The organism is Arthrobacter sp. 210 2 (assembly GCF_059093025.1).
The window spans coordinates 72,487-99,209 of record NZ_JBNHIE010000004.1 but is presented as its reverse complement, the minus strand read 5'-3'; the positions used below and the strand labels follow the sequence as shown (position 1 = coordinate 99,209).

The 26,723-nt window shown below is 66.3% G+C and carries 23 protein-coding genes and 1 pseudogene; 4 read left to right on the top strand and 20 right to left on the bottom strand.

The genetic code is table 11. The features are described from left to right. Nucleotides 1-30: 30 nt before the first annotated feature. The 4 genes from AC5RWA_RS09995 to uraD form a co-directional block, all read right to left on the bottom strand. On the bottom strand, nt 31-2,538 hold the full coding sequence (locus AC5RWA_RS09995; protein WP_494057488.1) for a GcvT family protein: 2,508 nt from the start codon (nt 2,536-2,538) through the stop codon (nt 31-33). A gap of 212 nt (nt 2,539-2,750) precedes the next feature. Next, entirely contained in the window at nt 2,751-3,563 is an 813-nt protein-coding gene (locus AC5RWA_RS09990) for an IclR family transcriptional regulator (RefSeq protein ID WP_115523669.1), read from the bottom strand. A 140-nt stretch (nt 3,564-3,703) separates the two neighbouring features. After that, nucleotides 3,704-4,042 (bottom strand): hydroxyisourate hydrolase, encoded by a 339-nt coding sequence (gene uraH, locus AC5RWA_RS09985; RefSeq protein WP_275728995.1) that lies wholly within the window; start codon nt 4,040-4,042, stop codon nt 3,704-3,706. After that, nucleotides 4,039-4,536 (bottom strand): 2-oxo-4-hydroxy-4-carboxy-5-ureidoimidazoline decarboxylase, encoded by a 498-nt coding sequence (gene uraD, locus AC5RWA_RS09980; RefSeq protein ID WP_494057631.1) that lies wholly within the window; start codon nt 4,534-4,536, stop codon nt 4,039-4,041. Before uraD ends, uraH begins: the two co-directional genes overlap by 4 nt. Before the next feature lie 265 nt (nt 4,537-4,801). Here uraD and AC5RWA_RS09975 point away from each other — a divergent pair, with 265 nt between their 5' ends. Beyond that, nucleotides 4,802-6,028: a GAF domain-containing sensor histidine kinase gene (locus AC5RWA_RS09975; RefSeq protein WP_494057630.1), complete on the top strand. Its 1,227-nt coding sequence runs from the start codon at nt 4,802-4,804 to the stop codon at nt 6,026-6,028. A 45-nt stretch (nt 6,029-6,073) separates the two neighbouring features. Here AC5RWA_RS09975 and AC5RWA_RS09970 read toward each other — a convergent pair whose 3' ends face one another. From AC5RWA_RS09970 to AC5RWA_RS09955, 4 genes are read right to left on the bottom strand one after another with little or no spacing between them, the layout of a single operon-like run. Next, on the bottom strand, nt 6,074-6,499 hold the full coding sequence (locus tag AC5RWA_RS09970) for an ATP-binding protein (protein WP_115523672.1): 426 nt from the start codon (nt 6,497-6,499) through the stop codon (nt 6,074-6,076). Beyond that, on the bottom strand, nt 6,492-6,824 hold the full coding sequence (locus AC5RWA_RS09965; RefSeq protein WP_079595233.1) for an STAS domain-containing protein: 333 nt from the start codon (nt 6,822-6,824) through the stop codon (nt 6,492-6,494). Before AC5RWA_RS09965 ends, AC5RWA_RS09970 begins: the two co-directional genes overlap by 8 nt. Continuing rightward, nucleotides 6,814-8,784 carry a glycosyltransferase family 2 protein gene (locus AC5RWA_RS09960; RefSeq protein ID WP_494057487.1) on the bottom strand — a complete coding sequence of 657 codons (1,971 nt, stop codon included), beginning with the start codon at nt 8,782-8,784 and terminating at the stop codon, nt 6,814-6,816. Before AC5RWA_RS09960 ends, AC5RWA_RS09965 begins: the two co-directional genes overlap by 11 nt. Then, nucleotides 8,781-9,893, bottom strand: a complete 1,113-nt coding sequence (locus AC5RWA_RS09955) for a PP2C family protein-serine/threonine phosphatase (RefSeq protein ID WP_494057486.1) — start codon at nt 9,891-9,893, stop codon at nt 8,781-8,783. The genes AC5RWA_RS09960 and AC5RWA_RS09955 overlap by 4 nt, the downstream gene beginning before the upstream one ends. A 258-nt stretch (nt 9,894-10,151) precedes the next feature. Between AC5RWA_RS09955 and AC5RWA_RS09950 the strand changes: the two genes are divergently transcribed. Continuing rightward, nucleotides 10,152-10,604, top strand: coding sequence for a hypothetical protein (locus AC5RWA_RS09950; protein ID WP_494057485.1), 453 nt, complete (start codon nt 10,152-10,154; stop codon nt 10,602-10,604). Between the two features lie 332 nt (nt 10,605-10,936). Continuing rightward, the gene (gene katG / locus AC5RWA_RS09945; protein WP_494057484.1) at nt 10,937-13,231 is read left to right on the top strand and encodes a catalase/peroxidase HPI; all 2,295 of its coding nucleotides are present in this window, start codon (nt 10,937-10,939) and stop codon (nt 13,229-13,231) included. A gap of 61 nt (nt 13,232-13,292) precedes the next feature. Here the strand turns inward: katG and AC5RWA_RS09940 are convergent, their stop codons facing one another. The 10 genes and pseudogenes from AC5RWA_RS09940 to AC5RWA_RS09895 form a co-directional block, all read right to left on the bottom strand. Continuing rightward, nucleotides 13,293-13,865 carry a GNAT family N-acetyltransferase gene (locus AC5RWA_RS09940; protein ID WP_494057629.1) on the bottom strand — a complete coding sequence of 191 codons (573 nt, stop codon included), beginning with the start codon at nt 13,863-13,865 and terminating at the stop codon, nt 13,293-13,295. Nucleotides 13,866-13,994: 129 nt separating this feature from the next. Beyond that, a pseudogene (locus tag AC5RWA_RS09935) lies at nt 13,995-14,525 on the bottom strand (glycoside hydrolase family 16 protein); the annotation flags it as partial. Between the two features lie 367 nt (nt 14,526-14,892). Beyond that, nucleotides 14,893-15,372, bottom strand: coding sequence for a thioredoxin-dependent thiol peroxidase (gene bcp / locus AC5RWA_RS09930; protein ID WP_115523679.1), 480 nt, complete (start codon nt 15,370-15,372; stop codon nt 14,893-14,895). A gap of 80 nt (nt 15,373-15,452) precedes the next feature. Next, the gene (locus AC5RWA_RS09925; protein WP_494057483.1) at nt 15,453-16,127 is read right to left on the bottom strand and encodes a winged helix-turn-helix domain-containing protein; all 675 of its coding nucleotides are present in this window, start codon (nt 16,125-16,127) and stop codon (nt 15,453-15,455) included. A gap of 9 nt (nt 16,128-16,136) precedes the next feature. Further along, complete coding sequence (gene allB / locus AC5RWA_RS09920; protein WP_079595225.1) at nt 16,137-17,480, bottom strand: allantoinase AllB; 1,344 nt, start codon at nt 17,478-17,480, stop codon at nt 16,137-16,139. Beyond that, a complete protein-coding gene (locus AC5RWA_RS09915) occupies nt 17,473-18,669 on the bottom strand; it encodes a glycerate kinase (RefSeq protein WP_494057482.1) in 1,197 nt (398 codons plus the stop codon). The genes allB and AC5RWA_RS09915 overlap by 8 nt, the downstream gene beginning before the upstream one ends. Before the next feature lie 21 nt (nt 18,670-18,690). Next, complete coding sequence (gene gcl, locus AC5RWA_RS09910; protein ID WP_494057481.1) at nt 18,691-20,481, bottom strand: glyoxylate carboligase; 1,791 nt, start codon at nt 20,479-20,481, stop codon at nt 18,691-18,693. A 244-nt stretch (nt 20,482-20,725) separates the two neighbouring features. Beyond that, nucleotides 20,726-21,604: a 2-hydroxy-3-oxopropionate reductase gene (locus AC5RWA_RS09905; protein ID WP_494057480.1), complete on the bottom strand. Its 879-nt coding sequence runs from the start codon at nt 21,602-21,604 to the stop codon at nt 20,726-20,728. Nucleotides 21,605-21,715: 111 nt separating this feature from the next. Further along, a complete protein-coding gene (locus AC5RWA_RS09900; RefSeq protein WP_494057479.1) occupies nt 21,716-22,516 on the bottom strand; it encodes a hydroxypyruvate isomerase family protein in 801 nt (266 codons plus the stop codon). 253 nt (nt 22,517-22,769) lie between these two features. Further along, a complete protein-coding gene (locus AC5RWA_RS09895; protein WP_494057478.1) occupies nt 22,770-23,282 on the bottom strand; it encodes a hypothetical protein in 513 nt (170 codons plus the stop codon). A gap of 544 nt (nt 23,283-23,826) precedes the next feature. On the opposite strand from AC5RWA_RS09895, the gene AC5RWA_RS09890 reads away from it, so the two are divergent. Continuing rightward, nucleotides 23,827-23,997, top strand: a complete 171-nt coding sequence (locus AC5RWA_RS09890) for a hypothetical protein (protein WP_494057477.1) — start codon at nt 23,827-23,829, stop codon at nt 23,995-23,997. A gap of 9 nt (nt 23,998-24,006) precedes the next feature. Here AC5RWA_RS09890 and AC5RWA_RS09885 read toward each other — a convergent pair whose 3' ends face one another. Continuing rightward, nucleotides 24,007-25,296, bottom strand: coding sequence for an MFS transporter (locus AC5RWA_RS09885; RefSeq protein WP_079595219.1), 1,290 nt, complete (start codon nt 25,294-25,296; stop codon nt 24,007-24,009). A gap of 70 nt (nt 25,297-25,366) precedes the next feature. Further along, on the bottom strand, nt 25,367-26,599 hold the full coding sequence (locus AC5RWA_RS09880; RefSeq protein ID WP_494057476.1) for a M20 metallopeptidase family protein: 1,233 nt from the start codon (nt 26,597-26,599) through the stop codon (nt 25,367-25,369). Between the last annotated feature and the right edge of the window lie 124 nt (nt 26,600-26,723).

Genomic DNA, 26,723 nt, shown 5'->3' with positions numbered 1-26,723 from the left:
GGTTTCCGGTGGGCCCAGCCACTGGTTTGCTTAGCCGCGCAGGCGCTCCATGCCCGGATCGAACAGCGGTTCGGCGGTGACGGTGGCGGCGACGCGCCGGCCGAAGTATTCGATCTCCACAGCGTCCCCGACGTCCACGGCGGACGGCAGCCAGGCGTAGGCGATCGGTTTGCCGATGGAGAAGCCGTAGGCGGCGCTGGTGACGTAGCCCGAGGCTTCGCCGTTGACGTAGACAGGTTCCTTGCCCAGCACCACCGAGGTGCCGTCGTCGACCGTCAGGCAGCGCAGCGTCTTGGCCGCCGGCTGCGACTTGCGGGCGGCCAGCGCATCGCAGCCCACGTACCCAACCTTGTCCTTGGCCACGGAGAAGCCCAGGCCGGACTGGTAGGGGTGGTGCTCCGTGGTCATGTCCGTGCCCCAGAGCCGGTAGCCCTTTTCCAGCCGCATGCTGTTGAAGGCGCCGCGGCCCGCAGCGATGATGCCGTGCTCCCGGCCCGCTTCGAAGAGCAGGTCCCACAGCTTCAGGCCGTATTCGGCGGTGGTGTACAGCTCCCAGCCGAGCTCGCCCACGTAGGAGAGCCGCATTGCCGTGACGGGAATGCCGCCGATGGTGATTTCCTTGGTGCGGAAGTACTTCAGGCCGTCGTTGCTGAGGTCGGCGGTGCTGACCTTGGCCATCACTTCACGCGCCAGCGGTCCCCACAGGCCGATGCAGCAGGTGCTGCCGGTGATGTCCGTGACATGCACCCACCGCGACGGGTCCCCGGCGGACTGCTTCCGGGCCTCCACGCGCAGGTAGTCGAAGTCCACGTTGCTGTTCACGCCCAGCTGGAAGTCCTGCTCGCCAAGCCGGGCGACGGTCACGTCGCTGCGGATGCCGCCGTCGTCCGCCAGCAGCAGGCAGTAGGTGACTGCTCCGGGCTTCTTGGCGATGTTGCCGGTGCTGAGGCGCTGGAGCAGGTCCAGGGCTCCGGGGCCGGTGACGGCAAGCCGCTTGAGCGGCGTCATGTCGTACAGCGCGACGGCGGTACGCGTCTTCCACGCTTCGGCTGCGGAGATGGGGGAGTGGAACATGCCGGACCATTCATCCCGTTCCGGGGCCTGCCACTCGGCGGGCAGCTCCTCCAGCAGGCCGCGGTTGGCCTCGAACCAGTGCGGCCGCTCCCAGGCTGCGGACTCCAGGAAGAACGCCCCCAGTTCCTTCTGCCGGACGTTGAAGGGGCTCACGCGCACGTCCCGCGGGGCTTCCCGGGGCTGGAGCGGGTGCAGGATGTCGTAGATTTCCACGAAGTTCTGCTGGGATGTTTCGCTGACGTAGGCGTCGGAGGTCTGCGCCTTCTCGAAGCGGGAGATTTCACAGCCGTGCAGGTCGGTGCGGGACTCGCCTTCCACCAGCATCTCGGCCATCGCCTTGGCCACGCCGGCGGAATGGGTGACCCACACGGCCTCCGCCACGAAGAACCCTTCGACGTCGGGCGATTCGCCCATGAGCGGGCCGCCGTCCGGGGTGAAGGAGAAGATGCCGTTGAAGCCGTCGTTGATCTGCGTCGCGTGCAGGGCCGGCAGCAGGTCCTGGCAGTCCTCCCAGGCGGGGGCAAAGTCTTCCAGGGTGAAGTCCAGGCGGGAGGGCATGTTGTGGTCCGACATCTCACCGGCACCGACGCGCGGAAGCCGTTCCATGCACACGGGCATGGGCTTGTGCGCGTAGCTGCCGATGCCGATCCGGTTGCCGTGCTCGCGGAAGTAGAGGTCGCGGTCCTGGTAGCGCAGGATGGGCTTGCTGGCGCCGTTCGGAAGCTCATTGACGTCCCGCAGCCCCTCGAGCGGAGTGGTCTTGACGTACTGGTGCGCCAGGGGAAGGAGCGGCACCTGCATGCCCACCATCCTGCCGAGCTCGCGGCCCCAGAACCCGGCGCAGGACACCACGATGTCAGCCGGGATCACGCCGTCGGGGGTTTCAACACCGGTGACCTTGCCGGCCGACTGCTGGATGCCTGTGACCGGTGTGGAGCCCAGGAATGTCACGCCTGCCGCCCGGGCCTTGGCGATGAGGAGCTGGACGGCGCGGGCTGCGGACGCCAGGCCGTCCGAGGGGACGTACAGGCCGCCCAGGACCCGCCGCCCGTCGGCCAGGGCGCCGCTGTTCAGCAGCGGCCAGTGCTTTTCGCATTCGTCCGCGTCGATCAGCCGGCCGTCGACCGCCCAGGAGGTGGCGTAGCCAAGCTTGCGCTTCAGGTCCTCGAGCCGCGCCTCGGTGGTGGCCAGCTCAAGCCCGCCCACCTGGTTGAAGCAGGAGACGCCGTCGGCGCTGAGCGAGAGCAGCTTGTTCACGGTGTAGGTGGCGAACTCCGTCATGGTCTTGGACGGATTGGTCTGGAACACCAGGCCCGGTGCGTGCGAGGTTGACCCGCCTGCGAGTTCCAGCGGACCTTGCTCGACGACGGTGATGTTGGTCCAGCCGCGGCCGGCGAGTTCGTCGGCAAGGTTGGTGCCGACGATGCCGGCTCCGATGATGACAACGCGTGGTGATGCGCTCATGGTCTGTGGTTCTCCTGGGTGGCGTTGGCGGGAGCTGGCTGTCGTAGGGATAAACGCGCCCGCTCGCTATGAGCAACACGCATCACCATATGCAACACCGTGACGGAGCGCACAGGAGATGTCAAGGGTTTTTGCCTTTGTTGCCTGTTAAACGCCGAAAGGCTGCGGCCCTCCGCTTTCACGCGAAGAACCGCAGCCCGGCTCGAAGTGGTTCAGCGGCCGCCGGTGTAACCCATCTTTGCGCTGATCTGCAGTCCGGCCTGCTTGAGTGCATCGATGAGTCCGGGCGTCTCCTCGGGAATGAAGCGGAAAGCCGGTCCCGAGATGCTCACGGCCCCGACGACGACCCCCAGGTGGTTGAAGACCGGAACGGCGGCAGCCGTCAGGCCGATCTCGAACTCCTCGTTCACCACCGCGTAGCCGTTCCGGGCGACGTCGAGCAGCTGGGTTTCCAGCTCTTTCCTGCTGGTGATGGTCCGCGGGGTCCGCGCCGACAGGCCAGTTTCCTTCAGGATCCGGTCTCGCTCGTCCGCGCTCAGGGCGGCCAGCAGGATCTTCCCGCTGGACGTTGCGTGCAGGGGTGTCAGGCTGCCCACCCAGTCGTACGTGGCGAGCGTGGACGGGCCCATGGCCTGGTCCACGTTGACGGCGTAGTTGGAACGCAGGACGGCCAGGTTGACGGTTTCCTTGAATTCCAGGGCCAGGCTCTCCAGCACGGGCCGGGCTTCCTGCACCAGGCTCAGCCGGCCGGGTATGGAGCTGGCGAGGCGCAGGATGCCGAACCCCAGCTGGTATTTGCCGCGGTCGCTGTTCTGGTGGACCATCTCGCGGCTCACCAGGGATCCCATCAGGCGGGAGACGGTGGACTTGTGGATCCCCATTTCTTCGGCGATTTCGCTCACGCCGGCATGGCCTTCCCGGGCCAGGATCTCCAGGACGGTCAGTGCCCGTTCCACGGATTGGACTCCACCGTGCTGGGTGCCCTCGGTATCGGCGTCGGATTCAAGGTCATTGTTCGAAGCCATGATCCACTCTCACGTAGTTTCTGCGGCTCACTGCCCGCCACAAGGCTGCAAAGCGGCCCCTCGGTTAGTCTCCTTCCTGATCCTATGACGTGATCTGTGACGCGGCCGACATTGCGTTAATCCGCTTGACGCAGCCCGCCCTAACTGCCCCGGTAGGTGGAGTAGGCGAACGGGCTCAGGAGCAGCGGCACGTGGTAGTGCTCAGGCCCGGTGACTTCAAAGACCAGGTCCACTTCCGGGAAGAATGTGGCCGTCTGCAGCCCGGCGTAGTAGTGGCCCGTGGCGAAATTGAGCTTGTAGTGGCCGGGTTCCAGCTGCTCCGGGCCCAGGTCTTTCGCCCTGCCGTCCGCATCGGTGCTGGATGCTGCCAGCCGGCGCCAGGTGCCGCCGTCGTTCTGGAAAAGGACGACGGCGACTCCGGCCGCCGGGCGTCCGGCGCCGGTGTCCAGGATGTGGGTGGTGACGTGGGAGACGCTCATTCGCTGATCAGTCCTTCCAGCCGCAGGACGGCAATTTCACGCAGTTGCTGGGCCACGATGGTGTCCTCCTGGGCGGGGGTGTTGGTGAGGCGTTCGTTGAGGGACTGCAGGATTTCCGGGGCGGTGCGCCCGGCGGCGCGGATCAGGAAGACCCGGCCGAACTTTTCCTCGTAGTCCCTGTTGCCCTTGGCCAGGGCCTCCGCGGCGGCGGCATCGGCGGGGTCGACGCCGGCCTGCTCGGAACGGGACATGGATGCTTCGGTGGTGCCCGCCGTCGGGCGTTCCCCGATCCGCGGATGGTGCGCCATCGCTGATACCACCTCGGCAGCGGTGAACGGGTTGGCCGCTTCGGACGCGAAGGCCAACAGGGCTTCCTTGCTGGCGAAGGGCCGGGCGGCGGCGACGGTGTCCACCCATCTGGTGATGTCGATGCAGGGCCGGAGGGTGTCCGCGGCGGCGGCCGGGTCCGCGGTGTTGAATTCGGCAAGCTTCATGCTGGCTGGTTCCTCGGTACGAATGCTGGCATCCATGGTGACGGCTATGCGGAGGCCGGACTTCCCGGCACCCGGCAGCGATGACATCGCAACCGAGCTTCCGCATCATGGAACTGTTATTTCAGCATACGTAATATCTAAGGGCAGTCAACGACTAGTGTCAAGAGAGTACAACGGCTCTTCCGCGCAGCCGGTATTATCGCGGAGGGGCCGCAGGCCGTGTCAACCAATAATGGAATATCAAGTGAATACGGACGGGGCGGCTATGCAAATGCTGACCGAACAGGATGCCGGGCGGGACGTTGACCTGCGGGAGTACGGGCTGGTGCCCGCGAGCCCCGGGACCATACCGGCGCTGGTCGATGACCGGGCCCAGCGTGCCCTCAATAACCTGGTGCGCCTCGCCGCATCGTTGTGCGGTGTCCCGTACGGCGTGGTCAACATCATCACATCCAGCCACCAGCTGCAGGTTGCGGCCTCGGGAATCGACGCCGGCATCTGCTCGCGCGAGGATTCCATGTGCGCCACCGTGTTTATGGGCCCCGGCACCACCGTGGTGCGTGACGCATCCCAGGACCCGCGCTTCGCGGCCAACCCGTTCGTCACGGGGGAAATTGCCGATGTCCGCTTCTATGCGTCGGTGCCGCTGAAAACCTCAACCGGGCTGGTGCTGGGCTCCCTGTGCGTGTTTTCCACGGAGGCTGCGCTTCCCACGCCGGATCAGATAGACCTGCTGGAGGTGCTGGCGCAGCAGGCAGTGGAGCTCTTCGAGCTGCAGCACCGCACCCTCCAGTTGAACGACGCCCTGGCCGAGCTCCGGCGCAGCAACGCCATGCTGGCGGAGTTCGCGGGGCGCGTCAGCCATGACCTGCGGACGCCCCTGACCACCATCCTGGGATACGTGGAGCTCGCGGAAGATGATCAGGGCATCGCACCGGACCATCCGTCCATGGAATACCTGGGGCTGATGGCCAGTGGCGGACGGCGCATGCTCGGAACCCTCGATGATGTGCTGGATTACTCGCGCACGGACGGCTCGCTGAACCGGGAGCGGGTGTCCCTGCTGGCGGTGACGGCGGAGGCTGCGCAGGATCTTGGCGTGGACCTTGGGCTGGGCAGCGGCATCCTGTGTGAAGACGCAGAGCTGTTTGCCGACCGTGCGCAGCTGCGCACCCTGGTCCAGAACCTGCTGGCCAACGCCATGAACTACCGCAGCCCGCAACGCGCCCTTGAGGTAGCGGTGACTGCCGGCACCTGCCCCCGCGGGGTCACCGTGCACGTGGCGGACAACGGCAAGGGCATCCTGCCGGCCGACCGGGAGCGGGCACTGCAGCCGCTGGTCCGGTTGAACCGTCCCGGTGACGGCCCCGGGACCGGTCTTGGCTTGGCTACCTGCCGGCGGATCGCCCAGTCGCACGGGGGAGAACTGGCCATCAGTGAGACGCCCGGCGGCGGCACCACCGTATCGGTGCACTTTCCCGCCGGTTCCTGAAACGCGAAGAGCGCCGGCCCGCTGCCCGGGCCGGCGCCCGCGTTCCTAGTCGCGGGACGAGGTCCGCGACAGTACCCAGGTGTTGGTGCCGTCCTGCCGCTCGAAGGTGACGGTGGTGACCAGTGCCTCGATGAGCGCCAGTCCGCGGCCGGACTCGGCATCCTCGCCGGGCGCCCCGGGTTCCATCGCGCCGAACGGCGGCTTGGCGTGGTACGCGCTGACGCGGGCCTGCAGCACGGTGGGCCGGACTTCGATGTCCACGCCCAGCTCCACGGGGTCCTGCCCCGCCGGCTCCGCGTGCTGGACGATGTTGGATGCGGACTCGATCACCGCCGTCGTGAACGTCATCTGGTCCATGTCCCCAACGAACGGGACGTCCAGCCAGAGGCTGTCCAGGTCATTGTGGACTGATTCGATGGCGTCCTCCGCAGCCAGTCCCCGGTAGCTGCGCGAGGCGAGGACCTCAGTCATTGCTGAACGCCTCGGCGGCGGAGGCATAGGCGGTCAGCACCTTGTCCATGCTGGTGAGCTGCAGGACCATCTTGACCTGCGGCTGGACGGCCGCAATCCGGAGGTCGCCGCCTGCCTGCCGGGCCGCCTTAAGGCAGCCGATCAGCGCGCCGAGCCCCGAGGAGTCCATGAATGCAGTGTTCTCCAGGTTCACCACGATCCGGTTCGATCCGCCGGCGATAACGTCCGTCACAAACTCGCGCAGCTTCGGCGCGGAGACCATGTTGAGCCGCCCGTCCGCCTTGACCTCCGCATATGAGTCCTTGACCTCATAGCTAAACTCCATCGGGATTCCTCTCTGTGTTTGCAGGTTCTGCGGCCGGTTCGTAGCCCTTGTAGAGCACGGCCCGGACCAGGATGCTCATGACCACCAGGTCGAAAATGACCCAGGCCACGTTGACCAGGGTTCCCAGCGGTTCGGCCAGTCCGGTGGCCAGGCGGATGATGCCGACGACGGCGGCCACGGCAAGCAGGACTGACACCACGATCTGGGGCTGGATGAGGCTCCAGCTGGGTCCGCCGCTTTGGCGGGCTTTGGGGGTAACGGCGAACCCGAGGGGACGGCCGAACCACACGTTCCGTGCCGCCGTCGAACATGCCTTGATCCAGGTGGGGAACAGCGCCAGGCTGTACTGCTGGCCGCGCCAGGTGGGGATGCCGCGGCCGGCGACGGCGAACAGGAGCTGGTTGACCACCATGAACGGGATGAACCGGACAAAGAAGTCCCAGCTCAGGCTGGTGACCGGCAGGATGCCCAGCAGGAGGTAGATGATGGGGGCCGCGAAGTAGATGACCGCCGCATAGCCGCTCAGGTACGTCCACATGGTGGCGAAGTACATCAGCCGCTGGCTGAACTTGAGGCCCTTCTGCACCAGCGGGTTTTCCCGGAGCAGCACCTGGATGGTTCCCTGTGCCCAGCGCAGCCGCTGGGTGAGCATGGTCTTCAGGTCCTCCGGGGCCAGGCCGTAGGCGAGGACCTCGTGGTGGTAGACGCTCTGCCAGCCCATGGCGTGCATGCGCATGGCCGTTGCCATGTCCTCCGTGACGGAGATGGTGGCCAGCGGCATCACCGGCTGGGCTTCGTCGTTGCGTTCCACGGAGAGCGCGTCCAGGACGGCCTGGACGGATTCCAGGGCGCCCAGCGGGGACCAGTCGCGGCGCGACATCCGCTGGACGGCGTCGTCCGCCACCACGGGCACTCCGGATTCGCCCACGTGCGCGAGTTCCATGGCGGCGATTTCCTCCAGGTCGGACTGCAGCGCCTCGACGTCGGCCAGCACCAGGGTCTGGACGGCGGCGTCCACGCGGCGGCGGACCCGGTAGGTGATTTCGCCCAGCGGCTGACCGGCCTCGAGCTCCTGCTGGGCTTCGCGGGTGGCAGCCTCCACTTCGTCCAGCACCTCCGCCACCAGGGGCGTTTCCACGTCGGCGGACTTCCGGGCCTGCCTGATGGCCGAGCGGGAGGCCGCGAGCGCGCGGCGGATGCTCTTCTCGGTTTCCTTCACATAGCCCACCAGGCCCAGCTGCATCAGGGCTTCGCGGCGCAGGATGGCGTTGGAGCCGCAGAAGAAAGCGGCGTTCCAGCCGTCCTTGCCCTGCTGGATGGGGCCGTAGAACAGGGGTGCCTGGCTGCCGAGCGGGTCATCGGCGGGAACGTTGCTGAAGTACTGGGGCGTCTGGACCAGGGCCACCCGGCGGTTGTTGAAGTAGCCGAGGGTTTTTTCCAGGATGTCCGGCTCGGGGATCTGGTCCGCATCCAGGATCAGGAGGAACTCCCCGTCCGTCTGCATGAGTGCGTTGTTGAGGTTGCCGGCCTTGGCGTGGCGGGGGAGGTCCGGGGTCCAGTCCCCGCTGCGCGTGACGTAGCCCAGGCCGTGCTCTTCGGCAAGGGCCTTGAGCTCGGGGCGGGCGCCGTCGTCCAGGATCCAGGTGCTGTGCGGGTGCCGGATCTTCTGGGCGGCCAGCGCGGTGGTCATCACCATGTCCAGGTCTTCGTTGTAGGTGGTGATGAAGACGTCCACGGTGGCGTCCGAGGGAGGCGGCGGAGCGCCCTTGCGGATCTTCAGTTTCCAGACCGTCATGCCGAAGAGCATCACGTCGATGAGGCTGTAGGTTTCGGCGATCACCAGCGGCAGCGCGATCCACCAGGCATCCCAGTTCAGGGAGGCCGCCCAGCGCCAGGCGATGTAGTTAAGGCCGGTGAGGACGGTCAGCACCACCACCAGCCGTGTCCAGAAGCGGGTCATGCACCCACCTCCTGCGGCAGCCGGCGGACCACCACCACCGTGACATCGTCCTCGGCGGTCTCCGCCGGGGCAAGGGCCATAATGGCACTGCTGGCTGCCTGCGCGGAGTCATTGGCCTGCGTTGCCTGCTGCACAGCCGCGGTGAAGTCTTCCACGGAGCCGAAGACGTCCAGCACGCCGTCGCTGACCACCACCAGGGAGTCCCCGGGGGCAAGTTCCAGCCCTGATTGCGGCCACTGCGTTCCTGCCCATGCGCCGACGGGCGGGCCGCCGGAGGGGAGGCGGTGTGCCGTCCCGCCGGACTGGACGTGCAGCGCAAGCCCGTGTCCGGCGTCGACATAGCTGACATTCCCTGACGCGGCGTCAAGGCGGGCGTGGAACAGCGTCACGAAGGAGTTGGATGAATCGAGGTCCGTGGCGATGGCCTTGCTGGCGGAGGCGAAGGCGCCGTCAAGGTCCTGCCGGTGCCCGGTGGACCGCATGACGGCCCGGACCGTCGCGGCGATCAGCGCAGCACCCATGCCCTTGCCCATGGCGTCGGCAAAGGTGAGGTGGAGTCCCTCCGGGGTCTGGTACCAGTCGTAGAAGTCGCCGCCCACGCTGCGGGACGGGCGGAAAACGCCGGCAACGTCGTAGCCTTCCACGCTGATGTCTTCCTTGGGCAGCAGGCTCTGCTGCACCTCAGTGGCGCGCTCCAGCTCACTGCGGGCCGCGGAGTCCGCCGCGGTGGAGGGCCGGCGGCGGAACAGGGCGTTGATCCGGGACTGGAGTTCGCGCGGGCTGAACGGCTTGCTGATGTATTCGTCGGCGCCGTTGTCCAGGCCGGTGAGCTTGTCCAGCTCATCGGCGCGGGCGGTCAGCATCACGATGAAGGCATCCGAAAACTCGCGGAGCAGCTTGCACACTTCCAGGCCGTCCAGGTCCGGCAGGTTCAGGTCCAGAGTCACCAGGTCCGGCTGGCTGCGGCGGACTTCCTCCACTCCCACCAGGCCCGCAGCCGCGTAGGTGACCTCGAAACCCTGCTTCGTCAGGACACGGACCAGCAGCCCGCGGATGTCCGGGTCATCTTCAATGACGACGGCACGGCGAATTTCGGGGGGAGAGACCATAGCTCTACTTCTACAGTATTAAGCCCCACAGGGCATGTCGCAGGGCTTCACAAGATCGGTGCATGCTGCGTTATGGCAGCTTCCGGGGGCGCCGCGGCCCCGCTGCCGGGGTCCCGCGAGGATCTTTCGCAAATCTTGGGATGCCCTTGCCCGGACGTTGAGCAAGGGCCGGGAGACTCGTAGCCAGGCAGCAGTCTCCGCGGGCGGGTCAAAGGCGACCCGCCCGCGGGCTGGACGGCTTGGGGAAGGCAAAGCGCTATGGCACACCACAATTTCAGGAACCACAAAGTGGCGCTTGCCGCTGCGAGGCCGGATGCGTCCGCAGGGGACGGGGCCGCGCCCAAAGTCTCCGCGGTGGATGCCGCCGCGAAGCCCGAAGTTCGGATGGAGCACGCAGCCGCGAAGCCCGCCGTCGGACTCGACTTCATAGTGCGGGAGGTACTGGCGGCCGGCGCGGGCAAGGCCAAAGCGCTGCTGCGCGTCTACCTGCACTCCCGCAAGGTGCGGGCCGCCGCCCAATCCCTGGCCGAGGCGCTGGCTGAATCGCGGGATGTCTGGAACTGGCCCGGGGACCGGCTTCCGGTGGGGGCGGAGATGTCCCAGCAGGTGGAGAAGCTGACCCGCCGCCTGAAGCTGGAAACCGAGGCGCATTACCGGCTTGAGGCACTTTTCAGGACTGCGGCCGGGGGCCGTTCCGTACCGGCGCTTTAAGTGCCACACTTAGGAGCAATCGAGTGGCTGGGGGATACAGTCAGGAGATTGCCATGGGTTGGTGGACAGGTTGGGCGTACCTTATTGCCGGCCTTATGACAGTTGACGCGCTGCTCCTGGCGTTGTGGGCGATCGACGAAGACTGGCCCGGCAAATGGTGGAAGAAACCATAACCCCCTCCCCGTGATTCCTGGTCCTGGCAGTGCACCCGGCAAGCGATCGTTTTGCATGCCCAAATGGACTCTCGCTGTGGCTTCCGCTCATGGTCAAATAGGAGGGTTGAACCGGCTGCCCGAGTCCGACCACGGCCTCGGCCATATGGAAGGAAGCACATGACCGATCGTCAGGACCACCCCCCGGTCCCTACCCCGGGAAGCGCCCAGGGCCTGGACAGCAAGGTTGAGGGTGGCTGCCCGGTTGCCCATGACAGCGTGACCTCGCACGGCAGCGAGAGCGAAAATCCCGCCATCGATTCGCCGCAACCCAAGGCTCACCGGCCGCGCACCGTCGCCGACTGGTGGCCGAACCAGCTCGACCTCTCCGTGCTCCACGCGCACAACCCGGCCGGCAACCCGCTTGGCCCCACTTTCAGCTACCGCGAGGAATTCCAGAAGCTCGACGTCGAGGCCCTCAAGCAGGACATCACCCAGGTCCTGACCACCTCCCAGGACTGGTGGCCCGCGGACTTCGGCCACTACGGCGGCCTGATGATCCGGCTGAGCTGGCATGCAGCCGGCACCTACCGCGTCCACGACGGCCGCGGCGGTGCCGGGGACGGCAGCCAGCGGTTCGCGCCGCTCAACAGCTGGCCGGACAACGCCAACCTGGACAAAGCCCGCCGGCTCCTGTGGCCGGTGAAGCAGAAGTACGGCCAAAAGCTCTCCTGGGCAGACCTTCTGGTCCTCGCGGGTAACGTGGCCCTCGAGTCCATGGGTTTCAAGACCTTCGGTTTCGCCTTCGGGCGCGAGGACGTGTGGGAGCCCGAGGAAATCTTCTGGGGCCCGGAGGACACCTGGCTCGGCGACGAACGCTACATCGGCGAAGGCCAGATGGCGGAGGACGTGGGCTCCACCGAGATGGGCCTGATCTACGTCAACCCCGAGGGGCCGATGGGCAACCCGGATCCCAAACTCGCCGCAGCGTTTATCCGCGAGACGTTCAAGCGGATGGCGATGAACGACGAAGAGACCTTCGCGCTGATCGCCGGCGGACACACCTTCGGCAAGACCCACGGCGCCGCTGACGCCGACGCGCACGTGGGACCGGAGCCGGAGGCCGCGAACCTCGAGACGCAGGGGCTGGGCTGGCTCAGCACCTACGGCAGCGGAAAGGGCGGCGATACGATCACCTCCGGCCTTGAGGTCACCTGGACGGACCGGCCCACCCAGTGGAGCAACCGCTTCCTGGAGATCCTGTTCGAGTACGAGTGGGAGCTGGTCAAGAGCCCGGCAGGGGCCCACCAGTGGGTGGCCAAGGATGCCCCGGAGATCATCCCGGACGCGCACAACCCCGCGAAAAAGCACCGGCCCACCATGCTGACCACCGACCTGTCACTGCGCTTCGACCCGGTCTACGAGGAAATCGGGCGGCGCTTCCTGAAGAACCCCGACGAGTTCCAGCTCGCCTTCGCCAAGGCCTGGTACAAGCTGCTGCACCGTGACATGGGACCTGTCGGCCCGCACATGCTCGGACCGTGGGTTCCGGAGGCCCAGCTCTGGCAGGACCCGGTCCCGGACGTTGACCACGAGCTGGTCAACGAGGAGGACATCGCCTCGCTGAAGGCACGGCTCCTGGACTCCGGCCTGACCGTCCCGCAGCTCGCCGGCACGGCGTGGGCCGCGGCCTCCACCTTCCGCAAGACCGACAAGCGCGGCGGCGCCAACGGTGCCCGGATCCGGCTGGAACCCCAGCGCGGCTGGGAAGTCAACGAACCGGAGCAGCTGGCCACCACTCTGCAGAAGATCGAGGCGGTGCAGCAGGAGTTCAACTCGGGCCAGGCCGGGGGCAAGAAGGTTTCGCTGGCGGACCTTATTGTGCTCGGTGGCTGCGCAGCGGTGGAGAAGGCGGCGAGGGACGCCGGGTTTGCCGTCACCGTGCCGTTCCGGCCCGGCCGCACCGACGCCTCCCAGGACCAGACCGACGTCGAGCAGTTCCAGTACCTGAAGCCGCGCGCGGACGGGTTCCGCAACTACGTGCGCCCCGGCGAGAAGCTCCAGCCGGAGACCCTCCTGCTGGACAAGGCGTTCATGCTGGACCTGTCGGCACCGGAAATGACGGTGCTGGTCGGCGGCATGCGGGCCCTCGGCACCAACGTGGGCGGTTCCAGCCACGGCGTCCTCACCGACAGGCCGCAGGTCCTGACGAACGACTTCTTCGTCAACCTGCTTTCGCCGGGGACCAAGTGGAAGGCCTCGGAAGGCGAGGAGAACGTCTACGAGATCACCGACGTCTCCACCGGCGAGCTGAAGTGGACGGCCACGCCCGTGGACCTGGTCTTCGGGTCCAACTCGCAGCTCCGGGCGCTCGCCGAGGTCTATGCGAGCGAGGACGGCGGGGAGAAGTTCGTTAACGACTTCGTGGCGGCCTGGGTGAAGGTGATGGAGCTGGACCGCTTCGACCTGGGCTGACCCCAAGGCACTGGATGGTCCGTCCGGGCCGGCTGCATCTGCGGCCGGCCCGGACGCCGTCTCACAGCAGCGAAAGCCGCATCAGCACCCGCGGAAAACCGTTCAGCACCGAGTCCGTGTCCGCGGCCTTGGTGAAGCCTGCGTCCTCGAAGAGTTTGCGGGTGCCAACATAGGCCATGGTGAGGTCCACTTTCTTCCCGCCGTTGTCCACCGGATAGCCTTCGACGGCGGGTGCCCGGTAGGTGCGGGCGAGCTCCACCGCGCCTGCCAATAGTGCGTGCGAAATGCCGTTGCCGCGGTGGCCGGGCCGGACACGGATGCACCACACGGACCACACATCCAGGTCATCCACGTGCGGGATGCGGCGGTTCGTGGCGAAACTTGTGTCCGCGCGGGGGTGGACCGCGGCCCACCCCACTGGCTCGCCGCCGTCGTACGCCAGCACACCCGGCGGCGGATCCTCCGCCACCAACTGCTTTACCAGCTCCCCGCGCTCCGTTCCGTGCAGCGCCTGGTTCTGCTTGGACGGGATGCGGTAGCTCAGGCACCAGCAGACGTTCGCGTCGGGCCGTTTGGGCCCGACGATCGCGCGGACGTCCTCGAAGCTGGTGGCTGGACGGACCTCGATGACCATTCGGCCATCCTGTGATTGGGCCGGGGAAGCGGCAACGGCATTCGGTTCACGGCGGTAACCGCGGACCCAGTCCACCAGGAACTCCTTCGGATACGTGGACGCCGACGGGGATGGGCTTTCAAACTCGTACACGTTGAGCATGAGCTGCATGGGATAGTCCGGCGACTGTTCCACCGCGGCCACAAACCGGTCATCGACATAGAAATCGACACCGTCCGGCGTCCAGTCCGCGCTGTAGGTGTGGAATTCGGTCACGTCCGCAGCCACTTCTATTTTCCGGAAATCGTCCTGGATGCGGGGGTCCCCGAAGGGATGCACTCCCATGCCGACCTTCGCGGTGCCGGCACCGATGTCCGAGCCGAAGATCTCGAAGATGCAGATCTCGGCGGAGTGTTCCGGGATGTCTTCGAACCCGATCATCCACAGGGCAACCATGCAGGCGGGGTCGGCGATGGCGGCAACGCGGGCCTCGATGAGCCCGTAGTGCGGGGTGTACAGCCGCTGCTCTGCCTGGGCCTCGGTGACCCTGAGGCCGGGGGTGAAGTGGTGCTGGCCTTCGGTGCTCCCCAGCGGCCCGGAAAAAACGCCTGTCTGGAGGTTGGAAACGCGCAGTCCCCCGTTGTGTTCAGGGGACCACGGAGCCTGGTCCTCCTCGATCATCAACGCCAGCCCGCCGGAGGTGAAACGGTACCTTGCGCGGGCGCTTTCGGAGTTGCTCCATTGCGGGAGGTAGCGCGGGATCCACTTGCTGCTGTCCAGGTCCGGTCCTTCAAACGTGTCCTCGAACTGCAGGACTAACCCGCTGCGGTCCAGTTCTTTCCTTGCCATCCGGGTCCTCCTCGTGAAGCGGCTATACGGCCATTCTGCCCGGCGGCATCTGCCTGTGGCCCGGCTTTGCCCGGAAAACGCCTAACGCCCCCGCAGGATCTGCAGGGGCGTTAGGGGAAAACACGCAGGACGTGATGGAGCGTCCTGAAAAAACACGCAGGACGTGAGAGAGCGTCCTGGTGATGGGAAGACGGGGAGGTTAGATTCCCAGGGCTTCCTTCAGCGCTGCAACGTGTCCGTCGGCCTGGACCTGGTACTGGGCCAGGGTGACGTTGCCGTCCGGGTCCACCACCACGGTGGAGCGGACGATGCCCTCGACGATCTCGCCGTTAACCAGCTTCTCGCCCCAGGCGCCGTAGGCCAGGGCAACCGCGTGGTCCTCGTCGGAGAGCAGCGGGAAGGTCAGGGAGAAGTCGCCGGTGAAGCCGGCCAGGGCCTCCGGGGCGTCCGGGGAGATGCCGATGACCTCGTAGCCCTTGCCCTGCAGTGAGGCCAGGCTGTCGCGGAAGTCGCAGGCCTCGGTGGTGCAGCCGGGGGTGGCGGCCTTGGGGTAGAAGTACACGATGACATTTTTGCCACGGTAGTCGGCCAAGGCAGTCTGGCGGCCCTGGGCGTCCTGGAGGGTGAAGTCAGGGGCCTGGGTTCCGGGCTGAAGCTTGGTGGTCAGGGTGTGGCTCATGGCGTTCCTTTGGAAGGGTTTGTCATTACTGGCAAGACATCAAGTGAAGCGGCTTCCCGCTCAGTCATACAACTCCGGCGTCATATGCAGTATTCCGCCGGGCCGCGAACTGTTGCCGATTTTCCCGGCACGAACTGGTATCCGCCGCCGCGGACAGTGGCCACGGCATGGCGCGCATTGCCCAGTTTCCGGCGGATCCGGCCCACGTAAACATCGATGGATCGAGCCGAGGCGCCGGGGGTTTCGAACGAGTCCAGGAAATCCTGCAGCTCCTCCCGGCCCACGGTGCGGGACAGGTGGGTCACCAGGTAGCGGAGCACCTTGAATTCGACGCCGGTGAGCGGCACCGGCCTGCCGTCCAGGAGGACGGTATCGGCGGCCAGGTCCACGGCCATGCGGCTGACGGGGCCGGCCGACGGCGGCAGCCGGGTGCCGCCGTCGTCGTCCGTTTGTGCGCCAGGAGAGGCGGCGCCGGGGTTCTCCGCTGCGGAGGAAGGCTGAGAGGAGTCGTCTGCGGCTCCTTCCGCCGTGGCGGAGACCCCGGACGTGGGAGCTCCGGCAGCAGGCCAATGGACTTCCGCCTCCGGAGCAGTCTGCAGGGCCCTGGCAAGGACCAGTTGGGCGGCGCGGGCGAGGAGTTCCGGGCTGGTGCCCTCCTCCGGAACCACCCACACGGCGAGGCCGCGGGCGGCAGCTTTGGGCTGGGCCATCCGCGGACGGTAAGCCGTCCGCGGATGGTGGACTTCCACTGCCATGGCGCGTCCTTACACTCCGCCGCGGCGGATCAGCTTGCCCGTGGGGGTCTGGCCGTCCACCACGGCGCCGCGCAGGAACGTCTTGCGGACCACTCCGGAGAGGGCCTTGCCGTCGTACGGGGTGATGGGGTTCTTGTGCTTGAGCTTGGAGACGTCCACCACGAAGGCCTCGTCCGGCGCGAACACCGCGAAGTCGGCGTCGTAGCCCAGCGCCAGCTGGCCCTTGTTGGTGAGCCGGGCGAGGTTGGCGGGCTTTTCCGCCATCCAGCTGACAACCTGCTCCAGCGGGATGCCGCGGTGGCGGGCTTCGCTCCAGATCAGGGACAGGCCCAGCTGCAGCGAGGAGACGCCGCCCCAGGCCACGGCGAAGTCGCCGTTTTCCAGGTCCTTCAGGTCCAGGGTGGAGGGGGAGTGGTCCGAAACGATGCAGTCGATGGTGCCGTCCTGCAGGCCCTGCCACAGCAGCTCCCGGTTGGAGGCCTCGCGGATGGGCGGGCAGCACTTGTACGCGGTGGCGCCGTCGGGGATTTCCTCAGCCATCAGCGTCAGGTAGTGCGGGCACGTCTCCACGGTGAGCTTGACGCCGTCGCGCTTTGCGGAGGCGATCATGGGCAGCGCGTCCGACGACGACAGGTGCAGGATGTGCGCACGCGCACCGGTCCAGCGGGCCCGTTCGATGACCTCGGCGATGGCCTTGTTCTCGGCGCCGCGCGGGCGGGAGGCCAGGAACGTGGAGTAGTGGTCGCCGCCGGGGTGGGGTGCGCGGTCGATGGCGTGTGAGTCCTCGGCGTGGACGATCATGAGGGAATCGAAGGACTTCAGCTCGGCCATGTCCTCCTCCATCTCGTCCGCGTCCAGGTGCGGGAACTCGTCCACGCCCGAGTGCAGGAGGAAGCACTTGAAGCCGAACACGCCGTCGTCATGCAGGGGGCGCAGGTCGGCCTTGTTGCCGGGGATGGCGCCGCCCCAGAACCCGACGTCGATGAACGCCTGGTCTTCGGCGACCTCGCGCTTGAGTTTGAGGTTCTCCACCGTGGTGGTGGGCGGTACGGAGTTCAGCGGCATGTCGATGATGGTGGTGACGCCGCCGGCTGCGGCGGCGCGGGTGGCGGAGGCGAAGCCCTCCCACTCGGTGCGGCCGGGCTCGTTGACGTGGACGTGGGTGTCCACCAGGCCGGGAAGCAGGGTTTCGTCGTCGGCGAGTTCGATGATTTCGGTGCCGGCCAGGCCGTTGCCCAGCGGCTCGAGCGCAACGATCTTGCCGCCGCGGACGCCCACCTCGCGCGGGGCGATTCCGGCGGTGGTCATGATGCGCCGGCCCCGGATGACCAGGTCGTAACGGTCTTCAGACATGGAGGTCCTCCTTGGTACTTGCGGTGCGGGCGGGCCTTTCGGCCGCCAACCTCCCGCTGATCTGGGTGCCCAGCTGCTCCAGAAGCTGTCCGGCCTCTGCTATGCACCTGTCTACATTGCTTTCGAGCTCTGTCAAAGCGTAAATCTCCTCGAACCCGGCGGCGACTGCCTGGTCTTCCGCCAGCGTGGTGCGGCCGCAGACGGCGATGACCGGGACGCCCTGCGCGGCGGCTGCCCGGGCCACACCCATGGGAGTCTTGCCCAGCAGGCTCTGCTCGTCCAGGCTGCCTTCCCCGGTAATCACCAGGTCGGCTCCGGCCAGGCGTTCGGCGAGTCCCGTGAATCCGAGAACGACGTCGATTCCCGGGCGCCGGGTGGCGGCCAGGGCGGCGATGGCTGCGAAGCCAACCCCGCCGGCCGCCCCCGCGCCGGGGGCCTCCGCTGCCTTGACGGCGCGGAATCCGATTTCCCTGGCCAGGACTTCGACAAACCTGGCCAGGGCGGCGTCGAGCATGTCGACGTCCTGTTGTGTGGCGCCCTTCTGCGGGCCGAAAACCGCCGCGGCGCCCTGGGCGCCCAGCAGGGGATTGTCGACGTCGGACGCCAGCACAAAGCGTGTGTCCACCAAACGGGGTTCAAAGTGCGTGAAGTCGATGCTGTGCAGGTTGGCCAGCGCAGCACCGCCCGGCGGCAGTTCGTTGTTCCTTGCGTCCAGGAACCGTGCGCCGAGTCCCTGCAGGAGCCCTGCACCGCCGTCGGTATTGGCGCTGCCGCCCACGCCCAACACGATCCGGCGGCAGCCGGCGTCCAGGGCCGCGCGGATCAGCTGGCCGGTGCCCAGGCTGCTGGCCGTCGTGGCATCCGCGGACGTTGGCTTTCCGCCGCGGGCCACCTGGGGCACCAGCGCCAGCCCGGAGGCGGTGGCCATCTCGATGACGGCCTCGTGGTCCCGGACGGCGAAGTCCGCGCGTACCGGCTGGCCAGTGGGGCCGCTCACCGTTGCCGTGCGGCGGGTGAAGCCGGAGCCGACGGCGGCGTCGAGGGTGCCCTCGCCGCCGTCGGCCACCGGAATCCGGACGACGTCAAGGTTGCCGCCGGCGCCACGCTGCAGTCCCTTTTCCAGGTGCGTGCAGACGTCCGGGGCGGAGAGCGATCCCTTGAACTTGTCCGGGGCAATGACGATGCGCATGGCAGTGCTGTCTTTTCTGGTCTAGGCCTGCAGGGCCAGGATGGCGGTGGGGGAGTCGGCGGCCGTCTCAGCCAGTTCCTCGAACTCGTTCACGGCGTTGATTTCCACACCCATGGAGATGTTGGTGATCTTTTCCAGGATCACTTCAACCACCACGGGAACCTGGAACTCGCCCATCAGCGCCTTGGCCTTGTCGAACGCGGCAGCGAGGTCGTTGGGGTCCTCCACGCGCACGGCCTTGCAGCCCAGGCCCTCGGCAACCTTCAGGTGGTCCACGCCGTACCCGCGTGCGGTTTCGGACAAGTCCGCGCTGTTGACGTTTTCGAACGCCAGGGACACGTTCTGCTCCATCTTGAAGCCGCGCTGCGACTGGCGGATCAGGCCCAGGTAGGAGTTGTTCACCACCACGTGGATGTACGGGAGGTTGAACTGGGCGCCCACGGCCAGTTCCTCGATCATGAACTGGAAGTCGTAGTCGCCGGAGAGGGCAACAACGGTCTCGTCCGGCTTGCCGCGCACAACGCCGAGAGCTGCCGGGGCGGTCCAGCCCAGGGGGCCGGCCTGGCCGGCGTTGATCCACTTGCGCGGACCGAACACGTGCAGCATCTGGGCGCCGGCGATCTGCGACAGGCCGATGGTGGACACGTAGATGGTGTCGCGGCCGAAGGACTTGTTCATCTCCTCGTACACGCGCTGCGGCTTGATGGGGATGTTCTCGAAGTGGGTCTTGCGGTGCAGGGAGGCCTTGCGGTCCTGGCATTCGGCAACCCAGGCGCTGTAGTCCGGCAGGGACCCTGCCGCCTTGCGCTCCCTGGCGAGCTCAACCAGCCCGCCCAGCGCCGCACCGGCGTCGGACGCGATGCCCAGGTCCGGCGAGAACACGCGGCCGATCTGTGTGGGCTCGATGTCGATGTGCACGAACTTCCGGCCTGCCGTGTAGGTCTCCAGGCCGCCGGTGTGGCGGTTGGCCCAGCGGTTGCCGATGCCGATCACGAAGTCGCTCTGCAGGTAGTTCTCGTTGCCGTAGCGGTGCGAGGTCTGCAGGCCCACCATGCCGGCCATGAGCTGGTGGTCGTCCGGGATGGTGCCCCAGCCCATCAGCGTGGGGATCACCGGAACGTTGAGGATCTCGGCCAGTTCCACCAGCTGCGCGGACGCGCCGGCGTTGATGATGCCGCCGCCGGCCACGATCAGCGGGTGGCTGGCTGCGGTCAGCATGTCCAGGGCCTTTTCCAGCTGCTTGCGGGAGGCCTTGGGCTTTTCGATGGGCAGGGGCTCGTAGGTGTCGATGTCGAATTCGATCTCGGCCAGCTGCACGTCGATGGGCAGGTCCAGCAGCACCGGACCGGGGCGGCCGGAGCGCATCAGATGGAAGGCCTTCTGGAAGGCGCCGGGAACCTGGCCGGGTTCCAGGATGGTCATGGCCATCTTGGTGACCGGCTTGGCGATGGACTCGATGTCCACGGCCTGGAAGTCTTCCTTGTGCAGTTTGGCAACCGGGGCCTGGCCGGTGATGCAGAGCATGGGGATGGAATCTGCCCAGGCGGCGTAGAGGCCGGTGATCATATCGGTGCCGGCGGGGCCGGAGGTGCCGATGCAGATGCCGATGTTGCCGTCCTTGGCGCGGCTGAAGCCGTCGGCCATGTGGCTGGCGCCTTCAACGTGGCGGGCCAGGGTGTGGCGGATGCCGCCGTGTTCCCGCATGGCGGAGTAGAAGGGGTTGATTGCCGCGCCTGGCAGGCCGAACGCCTCGATGGCGCCTTCCTTTTCCAGGATGGCAACCGCTGCATCAACGGTACGCATCTTGCTCATGGTGTGCTCCTTGGAAGCTTTTGGTTGGGCCCGGTGGTTGAGCCTGCTGAAACCTGTTTTTGGGTGTGCTGAAGTAGCCCGGCGAGCCGTCGCGGGGCACTTTGGGGGAGTCGGCGTCGTAATTTACGACGGCGGCCGGCGTGTCCGTGTCAATGTGCCCCCTTTTGGGAGGGGGCTGGTGGTTGAGCCTGCCGAAACCTGGATTTCGACAGGCTCAATCACCGGTGGTTGAGCTTGTCGAAACCTACTCGCGGCCGGAGAGCTGCAGGACCTGCTTGAAGAGTCCGGAGTGGTCCAGTGCGCCGTCGCCCTGGTTGACGGTGGCGGCGACGAGCTGTGCGACGACGGCGCCGAGGGGGACGGCGACGTTGGCTTCACGGGCGGCGGAGGTGACGATGCCCAGGTCCTTGTGGTGCAGGGCGAGACGGAAGCCGGGGTCGAAGTTGCGGTCAAGCATCTTCTGGCCCTTCTGGTCCAGGACCTTGGAACCGGCCAGGCCGCCGCCGAGGACCTTGAGGGCGGCGTCGGTATCCACACCGTAGGCCTCGAGGAAGGCGATGGCCTCGCCGAGGACCTGGATGTTGACGGCGACGATCAGCTGGTTGGCTGCCTTGACGGTCTGGCCGGAGCCGGAGGGGCCGACGTGGACGATGGTTTTGCCGACGGCGTTCAGGACGTCCGACGCTGCGTCGAAGTCTTCCTTGTCGCCGCCCACCATGATGGAGAGGGCGGCGTCGATGGCGCCCTGTTCGCCGCCGGAGACCGGTGCGTCGAGGGGCCGGATGCCGGCTTCGCGGGCGTCGTCGCTGAGCCGCTTGGCAACGTCGGGGCGGATGCTGGAGGCATCGATCCAGAGCGTGCCCTGCTTGGCATTGGCGAAGACACCTTCTTCGCCGGTGACCACGCCCTCAACGTCGGGGGAGTCCGGCACCATGGTGATGACGACGTCGGCGTCCTTCACGGCGTCCGCGATGCTGGTGGCGCCCTTGCCGCCTTCGGAGACCAGCTTGTCGATCTTGTCCTGGCTGCGGTTGAAGCCGGTGACGGTGTGGCCGGCCTTGACCAGGTTGATGGCCATGGGCAGCCCCATGATTCCGAGTCCGATGACTGCAACGTTGCTCATGATGGTTCTCTTTTCTGAAGTCTGTGGGGGGTTACCCAACTAGGTCGCAGTAGATGTCGTTTTGAGGGCTCTAAACGACATCTACTGCTACTCAGTTGGGCGGGGTGGGGATTATTGGCTGACGCGCTGGCGGATTGCCCAGCTGAAGGCCGTTTCCTGCGGTTCCTTGTATTCGAGGCCGATGTAGCCGTCGTAGCCGAGTTCGCGGCTGCGGGCGATCCACTCGCCGAGGGGAAGCTCTCCGGTGCCGGGTGCGCCGCGGCCGGGGTTGTCGGCGATCTGGATGTGGCCGAAGTCCTTGGCGTGGTTTTCGATGACGGACTCGACGTCGTCGCCGTTGACTGCCAGGTGGTAGAAGTCGGCGAGGAGCTTGACGTTGGTGGCGCCTGACTCGGCCTTGACGCGGGCGATGACCTTGAGTGCGTCGTCAGCGGTGAGGAGCGGATACTTGGGTGCGCCGCTGACGGGTTCGAGGAGGACGGTGCCGCCGATGCGGGCGACGCCTTCTGCGGCAGCTGCCAGGTTCCTGGCGGCCAGCTCGTCCTGCTCTTCGGGGCTGAATTCGTCCTGCCGGTTGCCGTAGAGGGCGTTGAAGGCCCTGCAGCCCAGGCGCTCGCCGATGCCGGCCACGGCGTCGATGTTGTCCTTGAATTCGGAGCAGCGTCCCTTCCAGGAAACCAGGCCGCGGTCACCTCCGGGCATGTTGCCGGCGTTGAAGTTCAGGCCTGTCAGCTGGACACCCGCGTCCTTGATGGCGTTCTCGAATGCGGTGACCTGGGCGTCGGCGGGAACGGAGGACTCAAACGGCCACCAGAACTCGACAGCGTCAAAACCCGCTGCCTTTGCGGCTGCCGGGCGCTCAAGCAGGGGCAGTTCCGTGAGGAGGATGGAGCAGTTCACTGTGTACGTCATCGTAGGTCCTTCCGGGGAGGGCTTTGATCTATCTTCCCGCGCTTCCCCGGCCCTTCAACCGTTTCCGCTTTGTGGAATTTAGATTCTGCTTTATGAAAAGTGTAGGGAAGGGTAGGGCAGCGAGTCAAGGGGGCGTTCCAACTCCTGGGCGTCCTCCAACCAATGACGAACCTCGTTACAAAGACGAACCGTGGCACAAATAAGGAGCCAGGGGCTTGTGCCCCTGGCTCCCGTATGAGGGTCCTTCTATTCACTAATGATGCGAGTTGACGCCCGTCAATGTCTGGCTCTTGACCCATCCGGACCACTCAAGCCGGCCATGTCCTTTATCCACAGCGAACCTGATCTCGTGGTAAACCTCTTCCGGGCCACGGCGGTCAAGCCTACGGCTCACCTGGTCGTACCTGTCTTTGACCTCCTTGCGGTCGGCGCGGTGCACATAGACGTGGAATGCGTCGTGGTTGCCGTCGTGCAGCCTTGTGTCGCGACCGCGATCCTTTTCATAGCGCTTCTGCTGGATGTGGACGACCTTTCTTCCGTCATCGCATTTCACGCTGACCGGGAAGTTCACCCAATCGCCGCGGGCATCGGTCGGTTTCAAAGGTTGGACGTTGCAGCCGTGTCGGTGGTCGCGGTCGCGGTCGTCATGGGCTGCAGCCGGGGCGGCGACAGCCGCGGCACCCGCGAGCAGACCGAATGAAAGGACCGGAACCAGGGCGATCTTTGCCCGGGTTGAACGGGTTTTCATAGTTGGAGTGATGGACATTTTTTGTGCTCCTGTAAGGATGCGATTCACCATTTTTGGACAGGTTGAGGCCGACGCGACTGAACAAGCTCGTGGTTGATCAGCGTGGCGGCCGCAGCCTGCCCGTCCCATTTTTAATCAGCGGCCCCGTCAGAGGCGGGGGGCTTAACGTCGGATCCGTCTGAGTGTTTGTGATCCGGTACGTTCAATCCTGCACCCGGATTTTGGCGCTGCGCTAGGGCCACGCCTACCCTTTTAAACCCCGCATTTTAGGGGGAAAAACCCTCTGGTTTTCCAGTTGCAGCAGGAGTAAGCGCCGTGCCGTTCGGCTCCAAGGAAATTCCAAGTGGACCACACAGGATTCCCCCAATCTCCACTCGCTACCGTCAGGTGCATGGTTACTTGTTCAGTGCTTCGGTGTACGAATCCCGGCTCCGCCTTCACTGCGGGAAGCCGCCCGGCTGCCACTCATCACCGGGCCCATATTTGTGGTGAACACCAGGCGCTGATCGAATCCGGCTCCCCTTGGGACATGGAGGGGTGCTCCATCCTGATAGGCCAGGACATGCCGCAGATCCTGGAGAACTGGTTTGCCCGCCCCAGCGTTGGGACCGAGGGCTTCAGGCTCACCCTCGAAGTCGCTGGCCAGATCAAGCCCTTTGAACTCTTCCTGACGTCCACCGAGGCAAAGGTTCTGGCCTCGTTCCTGTGTGCAGCGAATGGTGACGCTGCCTGAGGGATGGGGCTAGTGCGTAAGATCCTTGCCCTTCGTCTCAGGGATGGTGAAGACAAACGCTGCGCTGATGGCCAGCAGCACCACCGCGTACACGTTGAACACCTGTGGCGCGCCCAGGGTCGTCCCCAGCCACTGCTGCAGGTACGGGGCGGTCCCGCCGAAAGCGGCCACACAGATGGAGTACGGCACGCCGACGCCGACGGTGCGGATGGACGTGGGGAACAGCTCGGCGTAGACGGCCGGGACAATAGCGGCGCTCGCGGCGATGAAGACCAGCATGACGGACATGCCTACGGCCAGCTGCCAGGCCGAGTCCTTCAGGAGCCAGGTCATGGGGAAGTGCATCACCGCGGAGCCGATCGCGCCGGACCACAGCACCTTCTTGCGTCCAATCCGGTCTGAGAGCTTGCCCCACACCGGCAGCGCGGCGATGAACACGACATTGGCGATTACGCCGGCCCACAGAGCTTCGCCGCGGTCGATCTTCAGCGCGGTGGTGGCGTAGCTGGGTGCCACCACGCCCCAGATGTAGTAGATGACCGTGAGGCCTACCGTCAGCCCGATGACCTGCAGGGCCTGCTTGCGGTGGCGGACGATCTGCGGCCAGATGGGCGCCCGCTTCTGAGAGGTGGTTTCGCCCTCGAATGCCTCGGTTTCATGCAGCCGCGACCGCATGATCAGCGCGTAGAGGCCCATCGCGGCGCCCAGCAGGAACGGGATGCGCCAGCCCCACTCGTTCATTGCCTCGGTGGTCAGCGCCATGTTCAGCACTGCGCCCAGCAGCGTGCCGAACAGGATCCCCACGGTTCCCGAGGTGTAGATCAGCGTGGCCCAGAATCCCCGGTGCTCCTTGGGAGCCATCTCGGAAAGGTACGTCTGGGATGACGGCAGCTCACCGCCGTGCGCCAGGCCCTGGACGAGCCGCGCCACCAGCAGCATGAGCGAGGCCCAGGCGCCGACGCTGGCGAATGTGGGTGCGATGCCGATCATGAGGCTGCCCAGCGATGCCAGGCCGACGGCGAGCGTCATGGATGTCTTGCGGCCCACCCGGTCGCCGATCCAGCCAAAGAGGAAGCCGCCGAAGGGCCGTGCCACGAAGCCGACGGCGAAGATCGCCAGGGTGGACAGGACGGCCGACGCGGGGTCCGCCTTGCTGAAGAGTTGGCTGGCGATGAACGGCGTGAAGGTGGCGTAGATGGCCCAGTCGTACCATTCAACGGCGTTGCCGATGCCTGTTCCGACGATGGTCTTCGCGGTGGACGTGCGTCCAGCCTGCTGCTTGTGCGCTGTGATGGACATGATGACTTCCTGGTGGTCGGTTCGAAGGTGCTTCGAGGGGGATGCCGGGCAGCGGCGCTGCTGCCGGTGGTTACGACGCTGTTGAAAGTGCGGCAAGCCGCGAGATGGCGAGCTGGGCGTAGAGCGCGGCTCCGTCAGCCAGCACGCCGTCGTCGAACGTGGCGTAGGGGGAATGGTTGAAAGGGGAGGTGGCGGGGTCGCCGCCCGGAGCAACGGCGCTGAGGCCCACGAACGTGCCGGGGACCTCGGCCAGCACCCGGGAGAAGTCCTCGGAACCGCTGAGTGGGGTGGCCCAGCGTGAGAGGCGGCTTTCGCCGAAAAGCGTGGAGATGACCTTCTCCGCCGTGTGCGTTTCGTCCTCATCCGTGATGGTGAGGGGGTACTCCTGCTGGTAGTCCACGTGGACCTCAACCCCGTGCGCAGCCGCAATGCCTTTGAGCAGGCGCGGGACGGCCTCCATCATTTTCAGCCGCGAGGCCTCGGAGAAGGTCCGGACGGTGGCCTCGATACGGGCCGATTCGGGGATGACGTTCCGCTTTGTGCCGGCGTGGAGTACGCCCACGGACAGGACCACGGGATCGAACATGTTGAACTGCCGGGTGACCATCACCTGCAGGGCGGTCACCATCTCGGCGGCGACTGTCACCGGATCTTTGGCCGCATGCGGGGCGGAACCGTGGCCCCCGGCGCCGAGGATGGTGACCTCAAGTCCGTCAGAGGCGCTGAGCATAACGCCCGGTTTGGTGCAGAAGGTGCCGTGCGGCTCGAGCGAGGAGAACACATGCATGCCGTAGGCAGCCTGGACGCCGGTTCCGGCTGCGTCCAGGACACCTTCGCGGAGCATGTAGCTGGCGCCGTCGAACCCTTCCTCGCCGGGCTGGAACATCAGGACGACGTCGCCCGCCAGCTGGTGCCGTTTCTCGGCCAGGAGGGTGGCGGCTCCGGCGAGCATGGACGTGTGCAGGTCGTGGCCGCAGGCGTGCATGGCGCCGTCGGTCCTGGACGTGTAGTCAACACCGGTCTTCTCCTGGACGGGAAGGCCGTCCATGTCCGCACGGAGGAGCACCGCCGGCCGCTGCTTCCCTTTTTCATTCGCGGCTGAGCCGGTGCCTCCGCGCAGCACGGCGGTGACCGACGTCGTTTCCTTGCCCAGCGTGATCTCGAAGGGCAGGCCGTCCAAGGCCTGCAGGACACGCTCCTGCGTGCGGGGAAGTTCCAGGCCGATTTCCGGCTGCCGGTGCAGGTCGTGGCGCAGGCGGATGAGGTCGTCCTGCAGGTCGCGGGCGTCGGCGGTAATCGTCACGAATAACTCCTTGGCATTGGCTTTCCGGCTTGTGGACTATTGTGAAGTGGTGTGGTTCACAATCCGTGAAAGCGCAGAAAGTATGCAGGCTCTGCATTCTGCAGGCAGGATTCGTGCAGAAGAG

Coding starts and splice junctions, on each gene's coding strand:
- AC5RWA_RS09995 (WP_494057488.1), bottom strand. CDS start 2,538: ATGAGCGCATCACCACGCGTTGTCATCATCGGAGCCGGCATCGTCGGC.
- AC5RWA_RS09990 (WP_115523669.1), bottom strand. CDS start 3,563: ATGGCTTCGAACAATGACCTTGAATCCGACGCCGATACCGAGGGCACC.
- uraH (WP_275728995.1), bottom strand. CDS start 4,042: ATGAGCGTCTCCCACGTCACCACCCACATCCTGGACACCGGCGCCGGA.
- uraD (WP_494057631.1), bottom strand. CDS start 4,536: ATGAAGCTTGCCGAATTCAACACCGCGGACCCGGCCGCCGCCGCGGAC.
- AC5RWA_RS09975 (WP_494057630.1), top strand. CDS start 4,802: ATGCAAATGCTGACCGAACAGGATGCCGGGCGGGACGTTGACCTGCGG.
- AC5RWA_RS09970 (WP_115523672.1), bottom strand. CDS start 6,499: ATGACTGAGGTCCTCGCCTCGCGCAGCTACCGGGGACTGGCTGCGGAG.
- AC5RWA_RS09965 (WP_079595233.1), bottom strand. CDS start 6,824: ATGGAGTTTAGCTATGAGGTCAAGGACTCATATGCGGAGGTCAAGGCG.
- AC5RWA_RS09960 (WP_494057487.1), bottom strand. CDS start 8,784: ATGACCCGCTTCTGGACACGGCTGGTGGTGGTGCTGACCGTCCTCACC.
- AC5RWA_RS09955 (WP_494057486.1), bottom strand. CDS start 9,893: ATGGTCTCTCCCCCCGAAATTCGCCGTGCCGTCGTCATTGAAGATGAC.
- AC5RWA_RS09950 (WP_494057485.1), top strand. CDS start 10,152: ATGGCACACCACAATTTCAGGAACCACAAAGTGGCGCTTGCCGCTGCG.
- katG (WP_494057484.1), top strand. CDS start 10,937: ATGACCGATCGTCAGGACCACCCCCCGGTCCCTACCCCGGGAAGCGCC.
- AC5RWA_RS09940 (WP_494057629.1), bottom strand. CDS start 13,865: ATGGTCATCGAGGTCCGTCCAGCCACCAGCTTCGAGGACGTCCGCGCG.
- bcp (WP_115523679.1), bottom strand. CDS start 15,372: ATGAGCCACACCCTGACCACCAAGCTTCAGCCCGGAACCCAGGCCCCT.
- AC5RWA_RS09925 (WP_494057483.1), bottom strand. CDS start 16,127: ATGGCAGTGGAAGTCCACCATCCGCGGACGGCTTACCGTCCGCGGATG.
- allB (WP_079595225.1), bottom strand. CDS start 17,480: ATGTCTGAAGACCGTTACGACCTGGTCATCCGGGGCCGGCGCATCATG.
- AC5RWA_RS09915 (WP_494057482.1), bottom strand. CDS start 18,669: ATGCGCATCGTCATTGCCCCGGACAAGTTCAAGGGATCGCTCTCCGCC.
- gcl (WP_494057481.1), bottom strand. CDS start 20,481: ATGAGCAAGATGCGTACCGTTGATGCAGCGGTTGCCATCCTGGAAAAG.
- AC5RWA_RS09905 (WP_494057480.1), bottom strand. CDS start 21,604: ATGAGCAACGTTGCAGTCATCGGACTCGGAATCATGGGGCTGCCCATG.
- AC5RWA_RS09900 (WP_494057479.1), bottom strand. CDS start 22,516: ATGACGTACACAGTGAACTGCTCCATCCTCCTCACGGAACTGCCCCTG.
- AC5RWA_RS09895 (WP_494057478.1), bottom strand. CDS start 23,282: ATGTCCATCACTCCAACTATGAAAACCCGTTCAACCCGGGCAAAGATC.
- AC5RWA_RS09890 (WP_494057477.1), top strand. CDS start 23,827: ATGCCGCAGATCCTGGAGAACTGGTTTGCCCGCCCCAGCGTTGGGACC.
- AC5RWA_RS09885 (WP_079595219.1), bottom strand. CDS start 25,296: ATGTCCATCACAGCGCACAAGCAGCAGGCTGGACGCACGTCCACCGCG.